This window comes from Acidobacteriota bacterium, from assembly GCA_016208495.1.
Taxonomy (GTDB): Bacteria; Acidobacteriota; Blastocatellia; order Chloracidobacteriales; family Chloracidobacteriaceae; genus JACQXX01.
The window spans coordinates 1-13,277 of sequence record JACQXX010000113.1; the positions used below are offsets into that span (position 1 = coordinate 1).

The 13,277-nt window shown below is 50.8% G+C and carries 8 protein-coding genes; 1 reads left to right on the top strand and 7 read right to left on the bottom strand.

The features are described 5' to 3' along the window. Nucleotides 1-324, top strand: a 324-nt coding sequence (locus HY774_23645) for a hypothetical protein (GenBank protein MBI4751485.1), incomplete at its 5' end; no start/stop codon positions are given. An 87-nt stretch (nt 325-411) separates the two neighbouring features. On the opposite strand, the gene HY774_23650 is transcribed toward HY774_23645, so the two are convergent. The 7 genes from HY774_23650 to hrpB form a co-directional block, all read right to left on the bottom strand. Further along, nucleotides 412-1,566: a hypothetical protein gene (locus tag HY774_23650; GenBank protein MBI4751486.1), complete on the bottom strand. Its 1,155-nt coding sequence runs from the start codon at nt 1,564-1,566 to the stop codon at nt 412-414. A gap of 63 nt (nt 1,567-1,629) precedes the next feature. Next, nucleotides 1,630-2,010: an STAS domain-containing protein gene (locus tag HY774_23655; GenBank protein MBI4751487.1), complete on the bottom strand. Its 381-nt coding sequence runs from the start codon at nt 2,008-2,010 to the stop codon at nt 1,630-1,632. Nucleotides 2,011-2,240: 230 nt separating this feature from the next. After that, nucleotides 2,241-6,131: a GAF domain-containing protein gene (locus tag HY774_23660; GenBank protein ID MBI4751488.1), complete on the bottom strand. Its 3,891-nt coding sequence runs from the start codon at nt 6,129-6,131 to the stop codon at nt 2,241-2,243. A gap of 234 nt (nt 6,132-6,365) precedes the next feature. Next, a complete protein-coding gene (locus HY774_23665) occupies nt 6,366-7,253 on the bottom strand; it encodes a hypothetical protein (GenBank protein MBI4751489.1) in 888 nt (295 codons plus the stop codon). A gap of 239 nt (nt 7,254-7,492) precedes the next feature. Continuing rightward, entirely contained in the window at nt 7,493-8,020 is a 528-nt protein-coding gene (locus HY774_23670; protein MBI4751490.1) for a hypothetical protein, read from the bottom strand. A 288-nt stretch (nt 8,021-8,308) separates the two neighbouring features. Next, nucleotides 8,309-10,003, bottom strand: a complete 1,695-nt coding sequence (locus HY774_23675; GenBank protein ID MBI4751491.1) for a M61 family metallopeptidase — start codon at nt 10,001-10,003, stop codon at nt 8,309-8,311. Nucleotides 10,004-10,558: 555 nt separating this feature from the next. Beyond that, nucleotides 10,559-13,240, bottom strand: a complete 2,682-nt coding sequence (hrpB, locus tag HY774_23680; GenBank protein MBI4751492.1) for an ATP-dependent helicase HrpB — start codon at nt 13,238-13,240, stop codon at nt 10,559-10,561. Nucleotides 13,241-13,277: the final 37 nt, after the last annotated feature.

Below are 13,277 nucleotides of genomic sequence, written 5' to 3' on the forward strand. Positions count from 1 at the left end.
TATTCACTGTACCGTGAAATTCTCCTCCCGGAAAACACCGTCGGTCGTGGCATCGGTCCACAAAGTCAAATCGGGGGCACGGTGCTGGCCATTACGGTTAGTCAACTTGATGTGCCGTTATCCAGGATGCTGTTGCTCTACGGCGAAGGCGGCGAGACTCCAACGACGGTGATTCCTTATGAACTTTCGAGTGACGTGGGTGAGACTCGGATTGTAATTGATGACCTCGGCGGGAGTGAGTTTGGGCAATTTGATGTCGTGGTCATTGATGGGCGGACATTGACCACCTTCCTCGATTTGGGACCGCCACGCGCCAGCGAATAACCTTTGTGTGAACAAGAAAAGGGAGGATAAGCCTTTCAGCTTATCCTCCCTGCTTTTTTCTATCGAATACTGGGTCAAATCGGTTGCTTACTGGGGTGCTTTTTGGTTGCCGACCAGTAAAGTTTTTAGCGTTGATTCGGGAACACTCAACTGGATCTGAATATCGCGTCCTTTGTTCAAAATCGAAATTTGATTCAGGACATCGAGCATCATTTTCTCATTTGGTTTATCACTGTTGCCCATCCCCATTTTACCGAGTACCAGCAACCCGTTGAGCTGATCAAAAATTGGTTTGCCGTCATCGGCTGATGGCGTCCGCAATGTGGTATCCAGCTTTAATCCGGAAGAAAAATCAACGGCACCAAAGCTATGGGTGACGGCCAGCAATGGTTTGATAAACATTTCGGCTTTCGGATCACTGGCCATTTCTTTTTCAAGGTCCTTGCGAAACCTGGCCGGTACCACTGTCGCAAACCGAATGGTTGATCCCTTGTCCGCAGCATCCAGGCCATCCACCAGATCTTTATTTGAAGTGATCGAAGGAGATTTCCCGGAACGGGTATCGAGCGACTTGATGACATTGGCTTTGGGCCCAAAGACCACGGTGTTGGCATTCACAAAACTAAAGGCCATGTCAGACATTTTCATCGAACCTGATGCCGCTGGGGCTTTTTCAGGTTTTGGCTCGCTTCCGCCGTTGAAATCCTCATTGGTCAGAACTTTTTTCTCTTTGGTCGCGGCGGTGTCTGAACCAGCGGCACCGTTCAACACATAGAGCGTGTCTGAACCATAGGTTTCCGTTCCGATTTTGCCTTCAGCCTTGTTTTTGATCCCGGTGACGAGTTGCTCCTGGTTAAAGGCGCCGCTGAGCACAAACGTCGCGTCAAAATCATTGGGGTTGCCAGATTTGGGGGTGACGCCGACCGCCAGATAGTCAAGCTTGGAAAGATCAATTCCAAACGTTCCAGCCATGGATTCCATTTCAGACAATTCTTTTGCGAATTTGGGGTTATCCCTGGCAATTTGAAAAACCACTGAGGTGTAAAGCCGGTTCATATCAACCAGCAACACAGTATCTGACGCGGGCAAAAATGAAAGAACCGATTCAGCGCGGGCTGACGCGACGGCAGGACCACTGGCGGCCAGTGGGGCTGGGAAACCAGCAAAGGACAGGGTGTTGAATCCAAGTGCCAGCGCCAGGCCAGTGGCGGCGCAGGTCCTCTTCCAGAAACGTGTGTTCATAAAGTTGTGAATCCTTTTCAAACGAAGGTAGTTGAAAGATGAGGAGTGGGTTTTAATGGCACTCTATCGGATGTCGGATGTAGCGCTCTTCGTTTCCCCGACCAGGAAGGATTCGATGGCGGCTGACTCGGATTCGTGGATACTGAAGAGCTTGGCGACGTGCGTGATACGAAACAGGTCGCGGACTTTGTTTGGCAATTCACAGAGCAACAGGGTGCCCCCAGCCGCTTTCACTTTGTTATTACACCCAACCAGTTCACCAATTCCGGAACTATCCATAAACATCAGTTGGGAAAAATTCAGAATAATACATTTGGATTGGCTTGCCAGCCGGGCATCAATGGCCTGGCGTAATTCACGCACCGGCGCCCCAATGGTTAATTTGCCACCTAAAATGAGAATCTGAGCGCCATCTGACTCGTACGACTTGACAAAGAAATTCAAAGTTTCATACCTCACGGGGAAAATTCTCACCCCTGAAAAGACTGACCGCATTGAATGAAGTCGGCATCCAACACAGCGGGTCTTCACCAGGGATAGTCATTGTTTGCGGTTTATTAAAACACCCTCCAGTCTGAGCCAGAGCAGCGCATTCGTCAAGAACTGTTCTTTGATTCCTCTTTGGGTTTGGAAAAGTCGTGAAACAGCACGAAGCACAATGACAGCAGTCCGATTCACTTCCGCGATTGATGCAGGTTCACCGAAGCTGATTGAACCCGGCTTGATTGGGGAGGACGCGCCTGAACCGGGAACACCATCGAAAAACAGGCGCCCTGCCCCTTGCCTTTTGATTCAGCCCAGATCCGCCCGCCGTGCAGTTCCACATAGTTTTTGGCAATCGAGAGCCCAAGCCCAGCCCCCCGCGCCGTAAATTCATAGGTGCCTGAAGTATGGGTCGAGGTATCCTGATGGGTGTAGAACATTTCAAAAATTCGATCTAATTCAGTGCGATCAATGCCAATCCCAGGATCTATAACCTGGATGCACACCTCATCCTGATCTTCGAAAACGGTAATCGTCATTTCCCCATCATCAGGTGTGAATTTAATGGCATTCAAGACCACATTGCTCAGCGATAAATAGACTTTTTCATAATCTGCTTCGACCCACAGCGGCTGACCTGATCGAAAGTGGATGGATTGCCGTCGCCGGGTTAAAAACGGGGACATTGAACTGATGACCTGCTCAATGACAGTTTGAATATCAACCGGCCCCAGATTCAACTCAATCCGGCCTTCTTTGATTTTGAGCATTTCCAAAATGCGGCTAAAGCCATCAACCATACGCTCAACCATCATCTCGCACGTTTTGAGCGAACTTAACTGAATCTGATTGAGTGACCCTAAATACCCATCGCGCAGGGCTTCAACGTACCCTTGTAAAATCGTCAGCGGCGTTCTGATTTCGTGCGAAGTAACCACCATAAAAGTGGTTTTCATCTGGTTGAGTTCCTGCAAGGTACGCGAAACTTCTTGTTCATTCTGATAGAGCCGTTGGAGTTCAGCCAGAGATTCCCCAATCATCAGATTTTTCTCTTCCAGTTCCTGATTCCGCTGTCCCAACTCCCCATACAATCGTGAATTTTCAATTGCGACCGCAGCCTGATTGGCCAGGGATTCAAGCAACCGGGCATCAGCTTCAGATATCGCTGGTTGGCCTTGAGTCCGATACAAAACCATGACCCCGACCACATCTTGTCCACGATTCAAAATTGGGACCGCCACGGCACTCCCAATGGCTTGATTTCCAAACAAGGTCATCAAGTCACTTGATGGTTCAGATGGCATGGGATTGACAATTTGGGATTGGGTGATGGTAACGGCTCTTCCCACAAAGGTCTGGCCGGAACATTCAAACGTCAGGTCTTTCCTGACCCAATGCGTTCCCTTCAAAATGCTGTGAAACGTCAGGTGACGATCCTGTACCAGACCAATGCCCACCGGTATCGCCCCGATCAGACGGCCAGCTTCTTCGGCCAGATTTTGCAGCACGGTGGCCAGTGAATGCTGTGAATTGATCACCCGGATGCTTTCCAGCATTTGGCGGAGGACCTGTAAACGGTGTTCCTGCCGCCGATGGACAATTTGCCATCGCCATGCCACGCCACCTGACACCAGACTAACGCCGCCAATCAAATACCCGCAAAGCGCCCACCAGGATCGCCACCAGGGTGGAACGATTCGAATGCGAAGGGCTGCTCCTTGTTCATTCCAGACGCCATCGTGATTGGCACCTTTGACCCGAAAGACATATTCGCCCGGATTTAAATTGGTATAACTGGCATAGCGCCTGGAACCGCAGAAAACCCAATCTGAATCAAAACCTTCCAGTCGGTAGGCATACTGATTCTTTTCAGGAAAGACAAAACTCAGGGCGGCAAATTCAAACGCGAAGAAATTTTGACGATAGGCCAGTTCAATCCCTTCTAAATTGAAGGGAGCTGGTTTATCAAACACTCGAAATTCAGTGATTACAATCGGTGGAATGGCAAGGTTATCCTTTAACCGGGTTGGGTAAATCAGATTGAACCCATTTGCGCCGCCGAAAATCAGTGTCTCGTCGGTGCAGCGAGCCCCCGAGCCGCGATGAAACCCGTTGCTTTGCAATCCATCCTGCACCGTGTAGTTGCGAAAGTGGTTGGTTTTTGGGTCAAAGCGACTGAGCCCAAAATTGGTACTAATCCAAACCGTCCCCTGGGCATCCTCCATCAGGTTGAAGACGGTATCGTTGGGAAGTCCATCGCGGGTTGTCAGGGGACTCACTTCCTTCATTTGGGAATCAATCCGGATAATCCCACCGCCAAGGGTACCAATCCATAACCAACCCGACTGATCCTTGAGAATGGCCGTGATGGCGTGGTTGTTCAACCGATTGGGACCAGCTCCCTTGAGCGGTATTCGCTGAAAAGTTCTGGTTTGCGGATCATACCGATTGAAGCCACCATCCAGTGTGCCGGCCCATACCTTTCCCTGACGGTCTTCGAAAAAAGCACTTACGTCGTCGCTGCTAATTGAAGCCGCATCCAGTGAGTTATGCCGAAACGCTTGAAAGCTCCTTGTTTGTGGATCAAACAGGCTGATGCCTCCGCCATAGGTTCCAACCCAGCATTTTCCCGTGTGATCAACAAACAGGGTCAACACCCGATTTTCAGTCAAGCTGGTGGAATCATCTGCCCGAGATTGAAACTGGTTCAACACTCGCTTTTGCACCGGGTCAAACAGGATAACCCCTTCGCCGTCAGTTCCAATCCAGAGGTGGTTTGACTGGTCACAGGCCAACGCACTGACCCTGGTTGGTGTTGGGCTGCCAGTCTTTGGGGTAACTGTCGAAATCCGGGTAAACCGATTGGTTTCAGAATTATATTCCGACAATCCTCCATCACTGGTACCAATCCACACCTGCCTGCGCTGATCCTGGCAAACTGCCCGGACATCATTTCCACCCAGGCTGCTCGGGTCAACCGGGTCATTTTTTAGATGGACAAATTTCGTGGCGGTTCGACTTAATATATTCAGCCCGGTTCCATTGGTTCCGATCCAGATCAACTGGTTTTGGTCAACCAGTACTGACAATGCGTCATTTCCACTCAAGCTGTGTGGATCGGATGGACGATGCTGAAATCGGAGAAATTGGTGTTGCCGCAGGTCAAAGGAATTGACTCCAGCTCCTTCGGTTCCAATCCAGAGCGTGCCTTCAGCATCAATCGCCATCGCCCGAATATCATTTGAACCAAGGCTGGCTGGATTTTGAGGATCGTGGAGAAACCGGCTCACCTTTCCCGTTTTTGGGTCAAAGAGGTTTAATCCACCCTGATAAGTCCCAATCCATAGTTTTCCTGATGGATCCGGGAGAATACACCGAATATCATTACTTCCCAGACTGGCGGGATCATTTGCCCGCTGTTGATATCGCTGAAAAGTTTGGGAATGCGGGTCAAATCGGTTTAATCCGCCTGCCGCAGTTCCTACCCAGACAACCCCTTCACCATCAACCAGAACGGATATTACCCGATCATCACTTAAACTGGAGGAATTTGATGGATTGTTCTGAAATCGTTGAAACTCACCAGTCGTCGGTTGAAACCGATTTACCCCACCGCCGAAGGTGCCGACCCAGATTTCTCCCTGCCGGTTCAATGCCAGACATCGGACGCGATTATCGCTCAGGGTGGTCGGATGGGCCGGGTCGGAAACAAATCGCGTCACCTGACCAGTTTGAGGATTGAGTCGGTTTAATCCACCGCTTGATGTGCCAATCCAAATCATCCCCGTTCGGTCAACGAGCAGTCCACGGACATCATTCATACTTAAACTGTTTGGATTTTGGGGATCGTGGCGGAAAACAGTAAAAGTATAGCCGTCAAATTTGTTTAATCCATCTGGGGTACCCAGCCAGAGAAATCCCTGCTGGTCCTGGGCCAGACATTGGATAATGTTGCTGGAAAGCCCCTGCTCGATGGAAAACCGCTGAAACCCAATTGCAGGTGATTGGGCGGAAACCAGAAAATCCCATCCCAGAAAACACCAAAAACTGAACATCATTCGGAACCAATTTACTTTCATCATGGCCGTTTGAATCCGCTTTGGACTGGTGTGATTTCACTATTTCCGATTGGAAGTGAGCTTTGGGCTGAAAACTTTGGGCTGAAGACTTCGGGCTCAGGGCTTGGGGCTGAAGTCTTCGGGCTGAAAAAACCAGGGCTCAGGGCTTGGGGCTGAAGACCTGGTTTTATTTCATCCCTCATCCTTCATCCCTCATCCCTTCGATTGCCCCGAGCCCGTTTTCTTCAGCCCTCTCGACTAGATTTCAGCCACTGCCCGTTCGACCAGACGGCGGGCCAGGGTTTGCACGCCGGTATGCTCATAATAATTGGTCGTCATATCGAGGAAGGCCGCCAGATAGTCAAGCTTGTCATCGGTGATATCAATGTAGCGCTGCAGGCTGCCCGTGATCATCTGTGGTGTCAGACCACGCGAAGCAACAAAGCCTTCCATCCAGCCGCGAACCGAATCAAAACTCTGTCCGACAAATCCCAGCTTTCCGATGGTGTCACCACCTGGAATGTAGCTGCTGATCTTGCTAAACACCGGATTTGAATCAAGATCATAGGCGGAGACAGCCCGAATGGTTGACCCGACTGAACTTAGAAAGTCCGGCCCAAGTGGTACCAATCCATCAACACAGACCAGGGCCGCCATGCGCATCAGCGATTCATTGCCATAATCGGCCAGCCCCCTGACAAAATCGCCAATGCTGTCGCCTGGGATGCCGTTGATTTGAGTGTAGGCAATGAGTTCGACGACAATCTTGAGCGAGAAATCAATCGCCTGCAATTTATCGGCCTTCGGCGTCAACCGATTCAAAAACCCCAAAAATGAAACGCTTTCAGTGACTTTATTGGCCATGGCGGCGGATCCGATCATCCCACCGGCGCTATTGGCGACCTGATACAACCACATGGCCCGTTGATACCCTTCAGCCGGGTCGTTATAGAGATAAATGGCACGTTCGCCAATCTGCTGAATCACATTCTGATCGGTCACGCCCGTAACCGTGCGAATCGTATTTTCAAAACCCACGATGTTTTGCCACTGTCCAGGGACAACAAAATCCAAAGCGTTGAGCAATGACACCGTCATTCCACTGGAAGGCAGTTCGTCAACAATTTCAAAAATCGGCTTGGTCATTGAACCAGATCTCCTTGATTGAATATTTGGTTTCGTTCAGCGGATTAAAATACCAGTGATGAATGATGAATGATGAATGACTAACTCATTGTGAATCAACGAAATATTCTTTTCATACCCCAATCAATTCATTTCACGGTACACATTCGAAATGAAAGATGAACCAATGTGAAGAGTGAAAAATTATTGAATCAATCAAACTCCCTGAACAAGAGGTCTTCATTCTTCATTCTTCATTCTTAATTCAGCGCAGCCAGCCCGGATAAATCAAATTTCTGGAGCCAGGTTTCGCGGTCGGGTTTGGCCAGCGAGGGTCCTTTGGAAATGACTTTGACCTGGAACCGGTCGGCAACCAGGATCGAAGTCGCAATGCCCATATCATCGGCTGGATAGCCACCAATTTTGGCAGTGCTCTTCTTGTATTTATCAGCCGCCGCTGGGTTGCTCACCACATCATTGATTGACAGTTCGGCAACGTCTTTGCCGTCCTTTTTGACTTTGTGAAGTGCAAACCCTTCTTTTTCCTGTGAGGGCACAATGTCATACCCGCTTACATTTTTTGGGAAAAATTTATTGAATTCCCCACCAGCCAGAGGTTTGTCGCCAGCTTTTTTCGGAGATTCCTTCTTCTCTTCAACTTTCTTGGTACTTTCTTCCTGGGCTTTGTCCCAGCGTGAAGGCGGTTTTTCCTCCCCGCCGCCACAGGCAGCAAACAGCAGTGCCAGCACCAGTACCACGAACGTGAGCTTTGCTCGGAAAATGTTCATCTTGGCCTCCTGGATTCAGAAGTTATTCATTAAATTGGGATGATGGAGCCGGTTTGGGAAATCAGGGAAAGGCACATCGGATAGCGTGCCTCGGTTGAGATGGGGCTTTCTATCTGATTCCAAACCGCTTTGCAACTGGATGAAGTCGGGTTCCGGGTTCCGGGTTCCGAGTTCCGAGTTTTCGAAGAGGGCGCGGTTCAAAGCAACAGCGCCCTTACATCCACCCCTCCTTGTCTCGACTACCTATCCCCTATCCGCTACCCCCTATCCGCTATCCCCTTATTCGCGTCACTTCCCAACCGCCTGGCTCACAACACCCGTGAGCCAGCCTTTGCGAATCCATAATTGCTTTGGCGTCGGTTGGTCTACATCCCGAAATGACCACTCACCGCCTGATCCAACCGGAGTGATCAACTCCAGGCCGACATATTTCAACACTCCATTGTAATCCAGCGGCTCAACCCCGCTGACATAGCGCTCGAAGAAGTCTGAAAAGTTGGTTCCGGTGACTTTATTGACCGCCGTCAGAAAATCTTCGGTTCGATACCCTTTCCCCTTTAAATAATAGGTTGTGGCTGGCTGTTCATAAAAAGCTTTGAACATCGAGCGAAACACATCATCCAGCGATTTTGTCCCATTTGTCCGACCTCTGATTTCCAGGTCGAGGAGCAACCCCACGATTTCGCCCTTGTTGTAATAATTGACTGAGGTTCGCCCAAGACTGGTCTCCTGGCGTGTAGGCGCGCCGACAATAAACCACGTGTCCCAGCTTGATTGCTCAACCGACATCAGTTTCCTTCCAGGCAGGCTTTCAAAGTAGCTCATTTGACGGGCAAAAAGCTGGTACATTTGTTCCGGACTGTAGACACCTGACCGCCCCAGGAATAAATCGCCGTAGTAACTCGTCAATCCTTCGGCAATCCAGAGGCTGCGGGTATGGACTTCGCGGCTGTAATCCCATGGCCCAAGTTCAACGGGTCGCAACCGTTTGACGTTCCAGACGTGAAAAAACTCATGCGAGGCCGTTTCAAGCGCTTCGGCTCGTCCATAGGGCGTCTCAAGCGTTGACGAAACGCACACCTGAGTTGAGTTCAAATGTTCCATTCCATCACTGGCTCGGCCAGTTGGGTCAAAATTGATCAAAAACGTGTAGTGTTTATAGTCAGGCGTTCCCATGGTCGCGGTTTGGGCACGGACAATCTGTTCAATCTGCTTCACAAACGTATCTACATCTCCGGTCACACCGCCCGGCTGGTTCATCACCACACGATAGGTTTTGCCATCTACTTCAAATGACCGAACGACCAGTTCGCTGCTGATTTCGGTCGGGGTATCAATCAACAAATCATAGTTGGCAAAGTCAAATTCGTGCTGGCCTTCGCGATCAACCGCGCCGTTCATCACCTTCCATCCGGCTGGCGGATCTATAATCAAATGAACTGGATCCGGCTTGTGATTGACCACATAGGCAAAGACGGAGGCCCCGTTGTAATTGGCATGCTGGCGGTTCACGACGCTGAATGTCCCGGAAAGATCATTTCCAAACACGCGGTATGAAACTTTTAGGTCACGGGCACCTCGGGTCTGGATTCGCCAGGTCTGCTTGTCTATTTTTCCACAAGGCAGGACTTCCCCGCTCCGGGTCTGCGCCGTAAATTCCTGGACATTCTTGGCAAAGTCATAAATGGCATACCGTCCGGGCGACCAGGCAGGCATCGCCACTTCAATCGCTGGCTCGCGGATATTTCCAATCTCAATTGAAATATCAAACAGATGGGCCTCCAGATCAGAAAACCCAACGCGATACGTCAAGGAGCAGGCTTTTCCGGCAGCCGCTTTTTTCTGGGCGAAGGCCGTTTCGGAACTCAGCAGCAACACAACGGCGAGAAGGAGGAAGAAAATCGGGTTCCGGGTTCCGGGTTCCGGGTTCCGGGTTTTCAGAAACTCTTTGGGGCAAGGTTCACAGTACCTGGTATTTGGCATAGGAATATTGGTATCCACCGAAAAACAAGAGTGAAAAGTGACGACGGGTTTTTATTCAAAACTGATGTGAGTTGATGGCTTTTGAATGTGTGTCATCCATCTTACAATGGTTCAGCAACGCTCAACGACCTGTTTATCTGGCATCAGGTCTTTTTTTCGCGGTTTTGCCCTATTTGCTTCAGAACTCAATCTCTTCTGACTGGAGAAGTAATATGTTTCAGCGCCTCAAAGCCACGGTTGTGGTTGGACTCTCAAGTGTCATTTTCCTTCACTGGTCCACAGGAAACCCAAAAGCAGACACTTAAGTCAACGATTTCAGGCAAGAAGTAAAACAACCCCAGAACCCAAAATCTGGAACCCAAAACTCGATTCTGAAAAACCTCAGCCCCGGAGAGAAACGCACTTACCCGATCACACTAGAAACCTATGACTTCTTGTTCATATCCACGTTCGTGGAGCGAACAGACAATCCGAAATTTCCACTCCCGCTGCTTTTATGGTTGGCCGATTGATCGGCGAACATACAATTGATTGGAATAGAACTCAAATTTTGATTCAAGTTGAAGGGATTCTGAAGTTCACGAACCGGAACCCGGAACCCGGCGCCAACCGGGGGTCTTCCGGCCAGGCGTGTTTTGGATAGCGACGGCACAGTTCACGGCGAATTTGTGGATAATGGCGTTCCCAAAATCCAGCTAAATCGGTTGTCACCTGAACTGGACGCTGACTTGGGGCCAGCAGGTGCAGAACAACCGGAATATTGCCGCCACCAATCATCGGCCCAGTTTGCATCCCGAAAAAATCCTGCAATCGTGAGGCGACCCAGGGTTTTTGACCGGGGACGTAGTTGATTTTGACCCGTTTTCGGCCTGAAAGTGATGTAAATTCTGGTGCAAAGCGTTCCACCCAGTCACGTTGTTGCCCAGAAAGGCGCTCACGCAATTGAGCCAGTAAGCCAACCGAATCGTCATCAGCAATCTGGCGCAATTCGGCAAAACTCTTTAACCCATGACACAAATCACCCAGAGCGGCCTTGAGGTCTTCATCAGAAAAAGTCGGGAAGTTCTTTTCAGGAAACGCGGTTCGGACAAACTCAACTCGCGCCAGCCAGCGCTCGATTTTTTCTTGTTCGACAAATCGAAACAGCCCGGCGGCCAGTGCCGCTCGGGCCAGTTCCGCTGCGACTTTTTCGGGATTGGGATTGCGAAGCTGGCTGAAATCAATCACCAACTGGTCAAACTTCATCTGGCTAAAGACATCAACCCGCTGTGTTTCTGGATGAAACACCATTTCTTCGGTTTCAGAAATCCGGTCCGGGAAAAATTCGAGCAGCCATTCTGGCTCAATCGCCGAAGCCACCCGAATGAGTACGCCTTTTCCAGCCTGATTTTCGGCCTGAACTGCCACCAGAAACTCAGCCTGACGCACGGAACTGGTTTCGGCAAGTATTCCTTCACTACCGCTTGAAAGCACAACCTTCTGACTGAATTCTTTTGAATTTCGTGCTCGTCGTCGTCCAACTCGATCTGGAAAGGCCACCAGAACTGCCTTCAACAGGGCTTCATCCAGATTGCCGGGTGGAGAAGCGGAACCGGTGTTTTTACCTGGTGTTATCAGACGGCGTAACTGCTGCCGGGCGCGTTCGACTCGCCGAACTGTTCCGACATCAAGACCCAGCATCCGCACCCGGTCCGGAACAAACCGCATCCGGTCCGCTTCGCAAAAGAGATCAAATTGCTCAAGGACATCGGAGGAAGAGCTCGTTGCACCACGCCGTGATTGAGATGACGAATGGAGTTGCGTGCGTGAGTCCAACCGAATGTCGCGTTCCCCAAGCAGTGCCGCCAGAATGCAGCCTTCCGAAGCAATTCCCTGTCGTTTGGTTTCGACCAGCAAGCGTGAGAAACGCGGATGAAGCGGCAGCGATGCCATTTTCTGACCAGTTTCAGTCAAAGAATTTTCATTATCAGTCGCACCAAGCTGCCGGAGCAATGTATCGGCTGCCGACAATGCGGCTTCGGGCGGTGGGTCAAACCAGTCCAGCGTCGCCGGGTCAATTCCCAGTGCTCGCAATGACAGCACGGTTTCAGCCAGGTCAATCCGTTTGATTTCTGGAAGGTCCTGCTCTGGGCGAGCTTCAAAATCAAACCGGGTAAATAATCGGAGGCATCGCCCGGCACGGGTTCTCCCAGCCCGTCCGGCTCGCTGAATGACCGAAGCGCGACTCACTTTGGCAACTTCAAGCGATGAAAACCCGGTCCAGGGCGACGTTTTGTTGACCCGAGCCAGCCCTGAATCAATCACGGTCACCACACCATCAATGGTGACCGATGATTCGGCCACATTCGTCGCCAGAATGATTTTGGTCTGTTGAGCGGGTCGGACGGCCCGGTCCTGTTCCTCCGGTGTTAAGTCTCCGTGGAGTGGCAGCACCAGCCAGTTGTGGAGTTTCGCCAGCGGTTCACAAGCATCACGACATTTTCTGATTTCGGCGGCGCCTGGAAGGAACACCAGCGCATCGCCATCCAACCCTCGATCACCAGCCAGCGTTTTGAGCGTTCCGGCCACCTGTTCAGCCAGGGGACGATCATCCGCCTGTCTGGCGAACTGGGTTTCCACCTCAAACAGTTTTCCTTCTGATCGCAACACTTCGCAGTTTCCTAGAAAGGCAGCAATCGGCGCTGAATTCAGCGTAGCCGACATCACCACGATCTTCAGGTCAGGTCGTGTAGTTTGCTGCAATCTCTTCAGGAGCGAAATGGCAAGATCGGTCTGAAAGTGACGTTCATGAAACTCATCGAGCACGACGACACTCACCCCAGCCAGTGTCGGATCGGTCAGGAGTCGCCGCAGAAATACACCTTCAGTCACAAAGGTCAACCGGGTTTGGGGGCTCGTCACGTCTTCAAATCGAACCTGATACCCGACCAGACTTCCGACAGCACAGTTTTGTTCTTCGGCAACGTGTCGTGCCGCCATGCGGGCGGCCAGCCGACGTGGTTCAAGCACCAGGACCTGGCCGAAGACGTCGGGCTGAAAAAAACCAGGGCTGAGGGCTCGGGGCTGAAGAAGTTGGGTTGAAGAAGTCGGGTTGATTGCGTGGTGCATCAGCAAAGCTGGAACGCGCGTTGTTTTTCCGGCTCCGGGAGGTGCTTCGAGGATCAGGTTTGAAACGCGATCAAGTGCCGAAAGAATATGTTTGGCAAGGTCGTCAATCGGCAGGTGGGAAATGGACATGAGAGTTTGGAAACAGGGTTCAGGGTTCAGGGTTCAG